General features: G+C 65.2%; 12 protein-coding genes and 1 pseudogene. 4 read left to right on the plus strand and 9 right to left on the minus strand.

Annotation, left to right across the window (positions count from 1 at the left end):
• Positions 1–11 precede the first annotated feature (11 nt).
• Positions 12–1,250: an acyl-CoA dehydrogenase family protein gene (locus AC1MEQ_RS07735; protein WP_479795448.1), complete on the plus strand. Its 1,239-nt coding sequence runs from the start codon at positions 12–14 to the stop codon at positions 1,248–1,250.
• Positions 1,251–1,268: 18 nt separating this feature from the next.
• On the opposite strand, the gene AC1MEQ_RS07740 is transcribed toward AC1MEQ_RS07735, so the two are convergent.
• Entirely contained in the window at positions 1,269–1,607 is a 339-nt protein-coding gene (locus AC1MEQ_RS07740) for a YnfA family protein (protein WP_479795450.1), read from the minus strand.
• Positions 1,608–1,690: 83 nt separating this feature from the next.
• On the opposite strand from AC1MEQ_RS07740, the gene AC1MEQ_RS07745 reads away from it, so the two are divergent.
• The 3 genes from AC1MEQ_RS07745 (at position 1,691) to AC1MEQ_RS07755 (ending at position 3,693) form a co-directional block, all read left to right on the plus strand.
• Entirely contained in the window at positions 1,691–2,062 is a 372-nt protein-coding gene (locus AC1MEQ_RS07745; protein ID WP_479795452.1) for a hypothetical protein, read from the plus strand.
• Between the two features lie 99 nt (positions 2,063–2,161).
• Positions 2,162–2,905, plus strand: coding sequence for an SDR family oxidoreductase (locus AC1MEQ_RS07750; protein ID WP_479795454.1), 744 nt, complete (start codon positions 2,162–2,164; stop codon positions 2,903–2,905).
• Positions 2,902–3,693: an SGNH/GDSL hydrolase family protein gene (locus tag AC1MEQ_RS07755; protein WP_479795456.1), complete on the plus strand. Its 792-nt coding sequence runs from the start codon at positions 2,902–2,904 to the stop codon at positions 3,691–3,693. The genes AC1MEQ_RS07750 and AC1MEQ_RS07755 overlap by 4 nt, the downstream gene beginning before the upstream one ends.
• 34 nt (positions 3,694–3,727) lie before the next feature.
• On the opposite strand, the pseudogene AC1MEQ_RS07760 reads toward AC1MEQ_RS07755, so the two are convergent.
• The 8 genes and pseudogenes from AC1MEQ_RS07760 to AC1MEQ_RS07795 form a co-directional block, all read right to left on the minus strand.
• Positions 3,728–4,054: pseudogene (locus AC1MEQ_RS07760) on the minus strand (GNAT family N-acetyltransferase); the annotation flags it as partial.
• Positions 3,969–4,718, minus strand: a complete 750-nt coding sequence (gene narI / locus AC1MEQ_RS07765; protein ID WP_479795457.1) for a respiratory nitrate reductase subunit gamma — start codon at positions 4,716–4,718, stop codon at positions 3,969–3,971. The pseudogene AC1MEQ_RS07760 and the gene narI, both read right to left, overlap by 86 nt.
• Entirely contained in the window at positions 4,718–5,374 is a 657-nt protein-coding gene (narJ, locus tag AC1MEQ_RS07770; RefSeq protein ID WP_479795458.1) for a nitrate reductase molybdenum cofactor assembly chaperone, read from the minus strand. The genes narI and narJ overlap by 1 nt, the downstream gene beginning before the upstream one ends.
• On the minus strand, positions 5,371–7,029 hold the full coding sequence (gene narH, locus AC1MEQ_RS07775; protein WP_479795459.1) for a nitrate reductase subunit beta: 1,659 nt from the start codon (positions 7,027–7,029) through the stop codon (positions 5,371–5,373). Before narH ends, narJ begins: the two co-directional genes overlap by 4 nt.
• Positions 7,029–10,733, minus strand: coding sequence for a nitrate reductase subunit alpha (locus AC1MEQ_RS07780; RefSeq protein WP_479795460.1), 3,705 nt, complete (start codon positions 10,731–10,733; stop codon positions 7,029–7,031). The genes narH and AC1MEQ_RS07780 overlap by 1 nt, the downstream gene beginning before the upstream one ends.
• Before the next feature lie 346 nt (positions 10,734–11,079).
• A complete protein-coding gene (locus AC1MEQ_RS07785; RefSeq protein WP_479795461.1) occupies positions 11,080–11,622 on the minus strand; it encodes a GNAT family N-acetyltransferase in 543 nt (180 codons plus the stop codon).
• A gap of 42 nt (positions 11,623–11,664) precedes the next feature.
• Positions 11,665–13,029 carry an FAD-binding oxidoreductase gene (locus tag AC1MEQ_RS07790; protein WP_479795463.1) on the minus strand — a complete coding sequence of 455 codons (1,365 nt, stop codon included), beginning with the start codon at positions 13,027–13,029 and terminating at the stop codon, positions 11,665–11,667.
• Positions 13,030–13,141: 112 nt separating this feature from the next.
• Positions 13,142–13,624 (minus strand): pyridoxamine 5'-phosphate oxidase family protein, encoded by a 483-nt coding sequence (locus AC1MEQ_RS07795; protein WP_479795465.1) that lies wholly within the window; start codon positions 13,622–13,624, stop codon positions 13,142–13,144.

A 13,624-nucleotide genomic window follows, 5' to 3' on the forward strand; every position in this document is an offset into this window, starting at 1 on the left:
AGGGACCACCCATGACCACTACGCTTACCGAGGCTCTGGCCACCTCGCCCTGGACCGGTCAGCCGACCCCGGCCACGCCGGCCGCCTGGATCGCCCGCGCCGAGGAGGTCGCCGCGATCCTGGCCGTCGATGCGTTGGAGCGCGACCGTGCCGGGGCCAAGCCCGATGCCGAGGTCCAACTGCTCAAGGACTCCAGCCTCACCCTGCTGGTGGCGCCCGCCGGACACGGTGGCGGCGGGCAGGAATGGACGACGGCGCTGCGCACCATCCGCGCGGTCTCCGCCGGCGATGCCTCGATCGGGCAGCTGCTGGGCTACCACCTGCTCTGGGCCTGGGCCGTGCACCTGGTCGGCACCGACGCGCAGATTGCCGCCGTAGAGGAGCTCTACACGACAGCGAACCTGTTCTTTGGCGGGGCGGTGAACCCGCGCGACAACGATTTGGCGGTCCAGGACCACGGCGAAACCCTGGTGTTCACCGGCCACAAGTCCTTCAGCACCGGCGCCCGTGTGGCCGACCTGGTGGTCCTCGAAGGGGCCTTGCCGACGGGCGAGCACGTGTTCGCGATCGTCCCCACGGCGCAGGAGGGCATCGTGTTCGCCGGCGACTGGGACAACCTGGGCCAGCGGCTCTCCGAATCCGGGGGCGTGACGATCACCAACGTGGAGATCAGCTGGGCCGAAGCTGCCGGCTTTGTGAACAAGGAGTTCCAGCCGCTGGTCTACAACACCTTGAACGTGCCGCTGATCCAGCAGATCTTCACCGCCATCTACCTGGGCATCGCCGAGGGTGCGCTGGCCACCGCCGGGACCTACACGCGGGAGCGGACGCGCGCCTGGCCCTACACGTCGGACCCGAAGGAATCGGCCACACAGGACCCCTACATCCTGGCCGCGTACGGGGAACTGCGTTCGCGCCTGTGGGCCGGGCAGGCGCTGGCGGAGGCAGTGGATGCCGAGCTCTCGGCGCTGCTGCACGCCCCACGCGAGGACCTGACCGCCGAGGCGCGCGGACAGGTGGCGGTTCGGATTGCCGCGGCGAAGCAGGTCGCCAACGACGTGGCGCTGGAGACAACCAACCGGATCTTCGAGCTCACCGGGGCGCGCGCCACCTCGAACGCGGTCGGCCTGGACCTCTACTGGCGGAACATCCGCACGCACTCGCTGCACGATCCGGTGGCGCACAAGCGTCGTGAGGTCGGCGAATACGAGCTCATCGGCCGGGTGCCCGAACCTTCCTGGTACACCTGAGCCGACGGGCGCCCGGATTCATGAGGCGTCGCGGGGCATAAACATGATGACCGCGACGCCGACCAGGCAGATCATCGCCCCGATCACGTCCCAGCGGTCGGGGCGGAAACCATCGATGGCCATCCCCCAGGCCAGGGACCCGGCGACGAACACTCCCCCGTAGGCTGCCAGGATGCGCCCGAAGTTGGCCTCGGGCTGCAGGGTGGCGACGAACCCGTAGGCACCCAGTGCCATCACGCCCAGTCCGGCCAGCCACCAGGCCTTGTCTTCACGCACGGTCTGCCAGATCAGCCAGGCACCGCCGATCTCCGCGACCGCGGCGAGAACGAAGAGGACGACCGACTTGGTGATGTTCATGGTCCCAGTCTTCCCGATGCGGGCCGCCAGCAGTCCTCCTCCAGGTCTGCCACCGAGTCGGGGACGCTGGAACGGAAGAACCGGTGCAGGGCGCCGGTGACGCCGGGACGCTGGATCCCCCGCGGCTTCCGCTGGTCCCGGTAGCCGACCTGCTCGGCGCCGAACGCGCCGTCTCCGCGTGCCTGGAGGCGCGCCACGGTCTGACGGGTCCCGGAACCCCGCTCGGTGGTGTCTTGCCGACCTACCCCATCTACTCGACCGCCGACGGGTATGTGGCCCTGGGCGCCATCGAACCGGCCTTCCGCGACCGGCTGATGGAGCTCCTCGGCACTGCGGAGGACCGGACCGAGATCGCCGCCGCCGTGGCACGGGAACCCGGCAGCCATTGCGAGTCGCTGGCGGCCACGCATGACCTTCCGCTCACCGTGGTCCGGCCACCCCGGCAGGATCCATGACCGGGGCCTACCATGAACCGGGCTCCGGCGGCAGACTGGAGACAACGGCATCCACCCCCTGCTGCCTCGTCCGCGGAAACGCACGTTGAAAGGACCACCATGGCCATCCTCGTCACCGGCGCGACCGGGCAACTCGGTGCCCCGACGCTCGCCGCCCTCCGCGCTGCGGGCCGGGAGGCCGTCGGTTCCTCCAGCACCGGCCGCAACGGGCTGGTGCCTGCCGACCTGTTCACCGGCCAGGGGCTGGACGAGGCGTTGCGCGGAGTCGACACGATCGTGCACTGCGCCCAGACCGGAGGATCGAAGGACCTGCGCTTGGCCCGCAACCTCACCGCGGCGGCCCAACGCGCCGGCGTCGGCCACCTGGTGGTGATCTCGATCGTCGGCATCGAGGACATCCCCCTGCCGTACTACGACCAGCGCGTGGACATCGAGAAAATCGCCGGCGCGTCCGGTGTCCCGCTGACCATCCAACGGGCCACGCAGTTCCACACGCTGGTCGAGCAGCTCTTCACCGCCCAACGCCGCCTGCCCGTGGTCATCGCACCGGCCTCCCGCTTCCAGACCATCGCCGTCTCCGAGGTCGCCTTACGCCTGGCCGAACTCGCCGGCGGCGGACCGCAGGGCCGGGTGGAGGACATCGGCGGCCCGGAGCAGCTGGGCATCGGCGACATGTACCGGCAGTGGCGGGCGGCACGGGGCGGAAGGCGCCCCTCCGTCCAGATCCGCCTGCCGTTCCTGAAGGCTTTCAAGGGGCTCGACGCCGGTGCGAACCTGGTGCCCGGGGAGCCCTACGGGCGCCAGACCTTTGGAGAATACCTGAAGGAGCCGGCGCACCCGTGAGCGGCTACCGCCATCTGGCCACCCTGGGCAGTTCGTTTGCCGCCGGCCCAGGAATTCCGCCCGTCGTCGATACAGCGGCCCGCAGGTCCGGAAAGAACTACGCGCATCTGGCGGCGGCGACCCTTGGGGCCCAGATTACGGATCTCAGTGTCGCCGGGGCCACGACGGCGACGATGCTCGAGCGGCCACAGCGGGTGGGATGGCGGACGTTTCCTCCACAGATCTCCCGGGTGCCGCCGGATGCGGACCTGATCACCATCACCGGTGGCGGAAACGACCTGCACTACGTGGGCTCGTTGCTCAAGTGCGCGGCGGTTTGGTCGATGCGACGGAACCGGTGGATCGGCTCCGTGGTCCGACGTTTCCCCGCGCCCCACGCCGTCGAACCCAGCGACGCCGACGTACAGCGGACCGCGGACGGCCTCGCCCGGGTGGTCGACGCGGTCCGGACTCGAGTGCCGGCCGCGCGGGTCGTGCTCGTGGACTACCTCACCCTCCTGGGCCCGGACACCTCGCCGGGCCGTGACATCCCCCTGGATGACCCGACTGTGGAGCGGTTCGAGGCCATCGGCGCCGATTTGGCCCGGGCCTTCGAACGGGCCGCGGGCTCCAGCGGTGCCGAGCTGGTCCAGGCGTCGGCGATCAGCACCGCCCACGCCCTCGGTTCCGCAGAGCCGTGGGTCAACGGCTGGAATTCGCGGGCCAGGGGGCTGGTGTCGTCGTTCCACCCCAATGAAGCGGGCATGCAGGCCGTTGCCGACGCCCTGCTCGACGCCGTGGGCCGTTGACCCATCCAGCCACGAAGCCCCCTCCAGGCCCAAATCAGTCGCGCAGGATCAGCTGGTAGAGCACATGGACCTGCCACGTCCCGGCGATGCGCGGGTAGGGAGGAGCGTGGCCGATGCGCTCGAATCCCAGCCGGTCCAAAGTGTGCCGGGATACGACGTTGCCCGGAAGGGTCTGGGCTTCGAGTCGGTGCAGAGCCAAAACGCTGCGGGACACCTCGATGACAGTGGTCAATGCACCGGTCATGATGCGCCGACCCTGGTACCGTTCGTCACGGTCAGTCACGGCGACGACGGGGGATGGTGTCCACCTTGTCCCAGCCGCGCCGGCCTTCCCGCGATCCTTCGTGTGCATCGCGGCTCCGGTAGAGGACGTACGGGCGGAAAATGTACCCCACCGGCGCCGTGAAGACATGCACCAGTCGCGTGAACGGCCACAGCGCGAAAAGGGCAATGGCGGCAATCGCGTGGAACTGGAAGCTGAACGGGGCATCGACCATCAGTTCAGGCTGTGGGTTGAAGTAGAAGATGCTACGGAACCAGACGGACACCCCCTCGCGGTAGTTGTAAGCTCCAGCCACCCCTGAAGCTGTATTAACCAGGCCTCCCAGGATGACCACCCCGAGCATGAAGTACATCAACTTGTCCATCTTGGTGGTTGCCCCCAGCACGGCCTTCGTGAAGCGACGCCGGTAGAGAAGCCCGATGAGTCCGACGATGGTGAAGACACCTGCGATGGCGCCCACCGAGATCGCCATGAAGTGGTACATGCCCTCCGAGACCCCAATGGCCTCCGTCCAGCTTTCGGGGATGCCCAGACCCATGACATGTCCGAAAAAGACCGCCAGGATCCCGAAGTGGAACATCGGACTGGCCCAGCGGAGGATGCCGCTTTCGTACATCTGGCTCGACCGCGACGTCCATCCGAACTTGTCATAGCGGTATCGCCAGATGTGCCCGAGTACGAAGATGGTCAGGCAAATGTAGGGGAAGATCAGCCACAAAAAGACATCCAGCACGTTGTCCATCACACGCCTCCCGGCATCGGTGCCAAATCCGGCATTCCATAGGTGTTCAGGCCGACTTCCTCTTCTTCAGGACCTTCAGCGATCAGCCGTGCGACGGCCTCGTGGTCCTTGCCCTTAAGTGGCGGCAGGGTGGCGCAGACAGAATCGAGTGCACCGGACCACGGGGAAGCCACTTCCTGCAGGTGCAGCCGGAGCAGCTCAAGACCCGCCCGATTGTCCAGAATGATCTTCAGGCCTGCCCGCACATCGGTCATCGCGCCGAACTCCAACACCACGCAGAGGTGGTCGGGCAGCTGGTCTTCGGAGAGGGTCAGGCCGGCCTTCACATACACCTGCTTGATGCGCAGTAGCGCGAGGCCTCTTTTCCGGGTTTCGCCATTCGAGAAGTAGGTCAAGAACAGGCAGCCACGACGGCGGGTATCGAAGGTGTCGACGTAGTCACTTTGGATTTCGCGCAGGTTTCCCTGCTGCAGATGACGGATGGTCTCCTGCAGACCGGCAGCGACTTTGGCGGGCAGGCTTGCGGCGACTTCACTGAGCAGATCCAGCCGTGAGATGAGGTCATCGTCCGGATAGTCCAACAGGATGGACGCGGACTGCCAGACCCCCGTGAGCTGGTCGGGGGAATATTTGAGTGCTGGGGCCTTAGGTGTCATGACGGTGTCCCTCCCTGTGGGGACGATGTCGACCCCGCTGGTGTCTCGGGGAACAAACCGTTGGGGGTGCCCTGGCCGTCCCAATTCAACAAGTTGATCCGCACTCCTTCGGGCCGTCCGGGAACGTCGGGAGATCCAATACCGGGATCCTTGCCCCGGTCTGGATCATTTCCGAAGGAACCATCCATCCCGCCCATGCCGGGCCCGCCGTCGACGTTGAGCGAACATTCGGTGGCGATGTTTTCCAGTTTGTGGGCGTCTTCGTAGTGGGCCGACGGTATGACGTAGCGTTCTTCATATTTCGCGATGGCTAACAACCGGTACATGTCCTTGATTTCCTGCCCGGTCATGCCCACCGATTCCGCGATGGACTCGTTCGGTTCCCACCCCATGTTGATGTCGCGCATGTAGGAGCGCATGGCCGCAAGCTTGTGCAGCACGTTGTCCACGGGTTTGGTGTCCCCGGCCGTGAAGAGCCCTGCGAGATACTCAATGGGAATTCGCAGCTTGTCGATAGCGGCGAACAAGTTGTCCTTTTTCTCGGCATCTTCACCGGTTTCGCCGACCGCGTCCACCACTGGTGAGAGCGGGGGGATGTACCAGACCATTGGCATGGTGCGGTATTCCGGGTGCAGGGGAAGGGCCACCTTGTATTCATTGATGAGGGCCCAGATCGGCGAGCGCTGGGCGGCGTCCACCCAGTCCTTCGGAATACCCGCCAGAGCAGCTTCGCGCATGACTTCGGGATCCTTCGGATCCAGGAACACGTCGCGTTGGGCTTCATACAGCCCGTGCTCATCCTTGGTGGACGCGGCTTCGAGCACCCGGTCAGCGTCATAGAGCATCAGACCGAGATAGCGCAGGCGTCCCACACAGGTCTCCGAACAGATCGTGGGTTGGCCGATCTCGATGCGCGGATAACAGAACGTGCACTTCTCGACCTTGCCGGTCTTGTGGTTGAAATACATCTTCTTGTACGGGCAGCCACCCACGCACTGCCGCCAGCCACGGCAGCGGTCCTGGTCCACCAGGACGATCCCGTCCTCTTCACGCTTGTAGATGGCGCCGGTGGGGCAGGACGATACGCACGAGGGGTTCAGGCAGTGCTCGCAGATGCGGGGCAGGTAGAACATGAACGCCTGTTCATATTCGAATTTGATCTTGTCCCCGACCTGTTTGAGGATCGGGTCGTTGTGCGTGTTTTCAACGGAACCGGCGAGGTCATCGTCCCAGTTGGACGACCAGGTGATTTTGGTGTCCTCCCCGGTGAGCAGTGACTTGGGCCGCGCCACGGGCATATGCTTCTGGGCCGGTGCCGTGGTCAGGTTCTCGTAGTCGTAGGTCCACGGCTCGTAGTAGTCCTTGATACCCGGCAGGTTGGGGGCAGCGAAGATGGTAGCCAGGTTCTTCAGCCGTCCACCGGCCTTGAGCTTGAGCCGGCCGCGCTTGGTGAGGGTCCAGCCGCCTTTCCACTTCTCCTGGTCCTCATAGGTGCGCGGATATCCCTGGCCTGGCCGGGTCTCCACGTTGTTGAACCAAACGTGCTCGGCTCCCGAACGGTTCGTCCACACCTGCTTGCACGTGACCGAGCACGTATGGCACCCGATGCATTTGTCGAGGTTCATCACCATTGCCATTTGAGCCATGACGCGCATTAGTACGTCACCTCCTGGTTGCGGCGGCGAATGACCGTGACTTCGTCGCGTTGGTTACCGGTCGGCCCCATGTAGTTGAAGGCGTAGGTCTGCTGCGCGTAACCGCCGATCATGTGCGTGGGCTTGATCATCAATCGGGTCAGCGAGTTGTGGTTGCCCCCGCGCTGGCCGCTGGTCTCGGAGAGGGGCATGTCGATCAGCCGGTCCTGCGAGTGGTACATGTACACCGTCCCCTCCGGCATCCGGTGCGAGACGATGGCCCGGGCGGTAACCGTGCCATTGCGGTTGACGGCCTCGATCCATTCGTTGTCCCTCACCCCGATTTTATCGGCGTCCAGCGGACTCATCCAGATCCCGGGGCCACCCCTGAACAGCGAGAGCATGAACAGGTTGTCCTGGTATTCGGAGTGGATCGACCACTTGTTGTGCGGCGTCAGGTACCTGACGGTCACGCCCTTGGAGGACACGGAACCAAGGGCCGGCTCGTCGAACAACGCCGTCATGTCGAGCGGTGGCCGGAAAATGGGCAGCCCCTCGCCCAATTCGGTCATCCAGTCATGGTCCAGGTAGAAATGCATCCTGCCGGTCAAGGTATGCCATGGCTTGAGCCGTTCCACGTTGATGGTAAATGGCGAATACCGACGGCCACCCGTTTCGGATCCGGACCATTCCGGTGAGGTGATCACCGGTGCGGGTCCACGCTGGGTGTCGGCGAAGGTGATCCGTTTGCCTTCGTTCTCGGACGACAGGTCGTGTAGCAGCGTACCTGTGCGCTTCTCCAGGGTCTTGAAGCCCTGGGTCGCCAAGCGTCCGTTGGTGGTGCCGGACAGGGTCAGGATCATCTCGCATGCCTGGAAGTCGCGAAGGATATCTGGGCGCCCGTCCGCCGGGCCGCCCCGAACGGTCCCGTTCGTCTTCTTGAGGTCCTCGATCTCCTGGCTCACGTCATACGTGATGCCCTTGGTCGTCGCCCCAAGCGTTTCCATGAGCGGCCCGATCGAGCGCATCATGTCGCCTATCGCTGTGTAGTCGCGTTCTACTTCGATGATCTTGGGCATGGTGACGCCTGGAACCGGCTCACATTCCCCGAATTTCCAGTCCTTGACCTTCCCATGCGGGGCGGCCATCGCATCCGGGGTGTCGTGGGTCAACGGCGCTGCGACGACGTCGGTCTGCTTGCCCAGGTGGGGTATGGCTAGGCGGCTGAAGACCCGGGAAATCTCCTGCCAGGCGTCCCAATCCGTGCGGGACTGCCAAGGCGGCGAGATGGCGGGGTTGAAGGAGTTCACGAACGGGTGCATGTCCGTGGTGGAAAGATCATATTTCTCGTACCAGGTGGCCGCCGGAAGCACGATGTCCGAGTGCAGGGTCGAACTGGTCATCCGAAAGTCGAGAGTCGTCAGCAGGTCGATTTTGCCGGTCGGGGCCTTCTCACGCCATTTCACGTCCTTGGGCCGGAAGCGTTCTGCGGTTTCCTCGGCACTGATCGTGTGCGATGCCCCCAAAAGGTGGTTGAGGAAATATTCGTTGCCCTTGGCCGAGGAACCAATCAGGTTGGAGCGCCACAGCGAGAGAACGCGGGGGTAGTTCTCCGGGGCGTCGGGGTCCTCGGCGGCGAAATTCAGCCGCCCCGCCTTGAGCTCATCAACCACATAGTCCTTGGCCGACTGTCCCTTTTCGCGGGCCTGCGCTCCAATCACCAGCGGGTTGCGGTCAAAGGTGGGGTAGGACGGCATCCAGCCCAGCCGGGCCGATTGGGCAATGATATCCGCCGTCGTCTTGCCCGCCAGCTGGCCCTTTCCGGTCTGGGCCGTGAGTGCATCCGCGCCGAACTGGTCATAGCGGAACTGATCGGTGTGCAGGTACCAATACGCCGTCTGCACCATGTTGCGGGGAGGACGCAGCCAGTCCAGTCCATTCGCCAGCTGGTTGTATCCGGTCAGCGGGCGGACCTTCTCCTGTCCGACGTAGTGCGCCCACCCGCCACCGTTAACGCCCTGGCAACCGGTGACGGTCGTCATCGTCAGGAACGTGCGGTAGATGGTGTCCGAGTGGAACCAGTGGTTGGTACCGGCGCCCATCAGGATCATCGAACGGCCCTTGGAATCCTCGGCGTTCTGTGCGAATTCACGGCCAATCCGTTCAGCAGCCTCCGCCGATACCCCGGTGATGTTGGCCTGCCAGGCCGGCGTGTTCGGTGATTCGGCGTCGTCGTAGCCCGTGGGCCATTCTCCCGGAAGTCCGGGGCGCCCCACTCCATATTGGGCCAGCAACAGGTCGAAGACTGTGGTCACGAGTCGGCCGGCCACGCGGCGGGCGGGGACACCGCGGCGGATAACGCCGATGTTGCCCTGGCCCGCGTCAAAGCGCGGCATGTCGATCGGAACGTTTTCGTCGGCGCTTTCGAGCAACGTCAGCTTGGGGTCGATGCCCCCGAGGTCCAGGTTCCACTTGCCCTCGCCGGTTTCGCCGTAGCGATGTCCGAGGGTGCCCGGGGGCACCACCAGACGATCGGTGGCCGAATCCACCAACACCGTCTTGAAGGCGGCATTCTCCACTTCCGGTTCGATCTCCCCGTCAAGGTCCTCAGCGGTCAGGAATTTTCCGGCAGTGTATGTTCGCTCGCCAGCCGCGCCCTCTACTTCGTCGAGGGTGACCAGGAACGGCAGGTCGGTGTATTTTTTCACGTAGTCGGTGAAGTACGGGCTCTGTCGATCGACGTGGAATTCCTTGAGGATGACGTGCCCCATCGCCATCGCCAGGGCGCCGTCGGTGCCCGGTTCGGCAGGTAGCCATTCATCCGCGAACTTGGTGCTATCGGCGAAGTCCGGCGAAACAACCACCACTTTTTGCCCGCGGTAGCGTGCTTCGATCATCCAGTGCGCATCGGGGGTCCGGGTCACCGGGACGTTTGTGCCCCAGATCATCAGGTAGCCGGCATCCCACCAGTCCCCGGATTCGGGGACGTCGGTCTGGTCGCCAAAAACCTGCGGCGAAGCCACCGGCATATCGGCGTACCAGTCGTAGAAGCTGAGCATCGACCCGCCGATCAGGTTCACGAAGCGGGCCCCGGATGAGTGGGAGACCATCGACATCGCCGGGATGGGCGAGAACCCGGCCACCCGGTCCGGGCCATATTTGCGGATGGTATGCACGTGGGCCGCCGCGACGATCTCAACTGCTTCTTCCCACGTCGCGCGCACCAGTCCGCCCTTTCCGCGGGCGCTCTTGTACCGAACCGCGCGCTCCGGGTCCTCGGTAACATCCGCCCAAGCCAGCACCGGATCCTTCAGACGTGCCTTGGCCTCCCGGTACATCTCGAGCAGGACCCCGCGGATATACGGATAGCGGGTTCGGGTCGGCGAGTAGGTGTACCAGGAAAAAGAAGCGCCCCGTGGACAGCCCCGCGGCTCGTACTCCGGTTTGTCCGGACCGGTGGTGGGGTAATCGACGGCCTGCGTCTCCCACGTGATGATGCCGTCCTTGACGTACACATTCCAGGAGCATGAGCCGGTGCAGTTCACCCCGTGGGTGGACCGGACCACCTTGTCGTGGCTCCAGCGGTCCCGGTAAAACGAGTCACCGGACCGGCCGCCGACCTTGAGGAGCGTACGACCGTCAGGGGAAACGATCTCCTTCGGCTTGAAGAATCGACGAGTCTTGATCAGTGCATCTGTCAATCCACTATTCATGGTCGTGGTCATCGCGACCCTTCCCGCACTAGCCGGATACGGCCACGAACGGACCGTATGCATTCTCGAGCTTGAGCGCTGGAATCCTGTGGAATCAATTGCCCCCACTTCGATTGAGGCTCACACTAGCAGAGCAGAATTGAGACCGCCATCACATGCCACCAATACACAAAACTGCTTGTGAAATGAGGAGTACTCCTATTTTGCGGCCGACGAGCAGTTCATCGACGATGCCGCGCTTGGCCCGCACGAAGGTGCCGGCTTCCTCATCGCCGGGGGAATCGGCCCCACGAGTTTGGCGCAGGCGTCGTCCTCTCCGTCGTCGGACGCTGAAGCCTCTCAGCCCGGGCCGACGGTGTCAGTCGCGCAGGATGAGCTGGAACATCTCGTGGTCCCGCCAGGTGCCGGCGATGCGCAGGTAGCGCGGGGCGTAGCCGATCCGCTCGAATCCGAGCTTGCCCAGGACGCGCTGGGAGGCGATGTTGCCTGGCAGCGTCTGGGCCTCGAGCCGGTGCAGGCCCAGGACGCTGCGGGAAACCTCGATCACGGCTTTCAGCGCACCGGTCATGATCCCCCGCCCCTGGTACCGCTCGTCGACCCAATATCCCAGTGACGCACTCTCGAAGGCCCCATGGGTGATCCCGGAGAGCGTCACCTGGCCAATGGCCGTCTCCGCGTCCAGCAGCACCAGCGGCAGCGACCGCCCCGTCTCCCGATCCTGCACCTGCTGGCGCAGCGAGGCCCGTTGCCCAACCTCGGTGTAGAACGATTCCGGACGCACCGGCTCCCACGGTTGCAGGTAGGCACGGTTGCGACGGTGGGCGGCCGCCAGAAGGGCGGCGTCGTCCGCTTCGGAGGCGCGGAGGAGAAAACCGTCCGCTAGTTGTATGGCAGGGAACATTCGCCCGATATTACCGGCCATCTCCGCGCTGGGATCGAACTCTCAGTCGATGCCGTAGCCGAAGCGGAAACGCCCGTCGGGGTCCCACGCCTGTTTGACCGCCCGCAACCGCGCCAGGCCGTCGTCGGACCAGGCCCGGCGAACCGCTTCGGGGGTCGTATCCGAGCCGGCGAAGTTGATCTGCGTGTGGCCCGTGCTCCACGGTTCGAGAGCATCCAGAACGGTGCCGCCGGCGGCACTGACGGCCTCCCGCAGTGGCGGGGGATACGGCCCGACGACGTAGACGGAGAAGGCGGCGCCGCGGCCGCCAACGGCATTGTCGCCGAGGGCTGGGCGAGACAGGGCGCCGCCCAAGTGTCGGATTTCGGCGAGGATCAGGGGCACGTCGAGTTCCGGACCTGCGGTGGCCAGCAAAGCGTCGACGGCGGCCGCGGGAAGCTCGTTCAGCAGGACGGACCCGTCCCATACCGGCAACGGCTCCTCGGGATCCTGATGCACCGATCCGATGGCCCCGTACGGCATGCGCCCGACGAGGTTCACGATGGGATCACACACGCCGAGCATCGGGGCCAGCAGGTCCTTCCCTCCGGAGTCGGTGCCCACGTGGACGTAGCGGAGGTGGACCGACAGGCGACCGCGCAGAGGGGCGGGCACCTCGTCGATATCGGGCAGCCGGAGCAGCGCGATGGAGGTCGTGGTGGTCTCGGGCAAGGTGGAGACCCACTCGCGGTAGGCATGAAGAACCACTGCCGCGGCTTCCCCGGGAAAGTAGACGGCCCCACCGTAGACGTCGGCGACGGGCATCAGGTCGAATTCGAGCTCGGTGACGATGCCGACGGAGCATTTCCCGCCGCACAGGGCCCAAAGCAGTTCCGGGTCGCTCAACGCATCCACCTCCATGAGTCCACCCTGTGCCGTGACCAGCTGCGCGCGGCGGACGTGGTCGGCGGCGAAACCGAAGGTCCGTCCCATGGGCCCCATTCCGCCGCCCAGTGTGTAGCCGACAACACCAACCGTCAGCGAGGATCCGTTCAACGGTGCCAGCCCGTGCTCACTGGCGGCCGCGATGACCTGGTGCCACCGGACGCCCGCCGAGACCCGTGCCGTGCGACGCTCCGGGTCGACGGAGACTGTCCGTAGTTTCGACGTGTTGACCAACAAGCCGCCCTGGGCGGGGACACCGATGCCGTGGCCGCTCGCATGCACCTGCACCCGCATATCGAGCCGGGCTGCATGCCCCACCGCGGCCACCACGTCGTCGACCGACTCCGGGATCACGACCAGATCCGGCTGGTGTCGGCGGGCCTGGTTGAAACCCTCGCAGGCGGCGTCGAACCCCTCCTCGCCGGGGGCCCACACCGCGCCGCGGACGTTTGCGCGCAGATCGGCGATGCCGGAGGCGTCCATCCCCATCACCTTCTCCTCGCACCACGTGCTCCGACAGTGGTTCCCACATTAATGCCCCCTTGGCGCGGCAAGTCAAGGGGTCTTCCGCCCTGTCGGGACGGGGCGTCGGCTCTTACAGCTCGACCTTCTTGGACTGGCCGATGTCCGGTTGGTGGTCCGAACCGCGGGCCTTGAGTAGTTCCGTGGCCATCTTGACCGGCCCGCCCTTGGCCTCCCAGTACTGTGCCGATTCGGCCTCGACCTTCAGCAGGGCGACGCCGGGGGTGTCGATGCCGTCCGGGAACCAGGCGTCGACGGCGGTGCTCCAGTTTTCCTCCAGCTTGGCCCGGTCGTGGACGACGCGACCGCGCCCCGAGAGGGATACCCAGGTGTGCTTCGATTCGAAGGAGACGTTGACTTCCGCCTCGTCCTCGATCTGCTGGGCCTTCGGTGAGTCCTCGGAGAAGATGAACCAGAGGTCGCCGTCGAACTCGGTTTCCTGGATGGCCATGGGCCGACTGATGAGCTTGCCCTCGGGCGAGACGGTCGTCAGCATGGCGATGGAGGCGCCCTGGAGCAGTTCGGCCAGCCGTGCGGTCTGTTCGTTCTGGGTCAT

It is taken from the genome of Arthrobacter sp. ASL1 (assembly GCF_056680475.1).

Excerpts from the sequence above, each read along its gene's own strand:
- AC1MEQ_RS07735 (WP_479795448.1), top strand. The coding sequence starts at position 12 with ATGACCACTACGCTTACCGAGGCTCTGGCCACCTCGCCCTGGACCGGT.
- AC1MEQ_RS07740 (WP_479795450.1), bottom strand. The coding sequence starts at position 1,607 with ATGAACATCACCAAGTCGGTCGTCCTCTTCGTTCTCGCCGCGGTCGCG.
- AC1MEQ_RS07750 (WP_479795454.1), top strand. The coding sequence starts at position 2,162 with ATGGCCATCCTCGTCACCGGCGCGACCGGGCAACTCGGTGCCCCGACG.
- narI (WP_479795457.1), bottom strand. The coding sequence starts at position 4,718 with ATGGACAACGTGCTGGATGTCTTTTTGTGGCTGATCTTCCCCTACATT.
- narJ (WP_479795458.1), bottom strand. The coding sequence starts at position 5,374 with ATGACACCTAAGGCCCCAGCACTCAAATATTCCCCCGACCAGCTCACG.
- narH (WP_479795459.1), bottom strand. The coding sequence starts at position 7,029 with ATGCGCGTCATGGCTCAAATGGCAATGGTGATGAACCTCGACAAATGC.
- AC1MEQ_RS07780 (WP_479795460.1), bottom strand. The coding sequence starts at position 10,733 with ATGACCACGACCATGAATAGTGGATTGACAGATGCACTGATCAAGACT.
- AC1MEQ_RS07785 (WP_479795461.1), bottom strand. The coding sequence starts at position 11,622 with ATGTTCCCTGCCATACAACTAGCGGACGGTTTTCTCCTCCGCGCCTCC.
- AC1MEQ_RS07790 (WP_479795463.1), bottom strand. The coding sequence starts at position 13,029 with ATGGACGCCTCCGGCATCGCCGATCTGCGCGCAAACGTCCGCGGCGCG.
- AC1MEQ_RS07795 (WP_479795465.1), bottom strand. The coding sequence starts at position 13,624 with ATGACCCAGAACGAACAGACCGCACGGCTGGCCGAACTGCTCCAGGGC.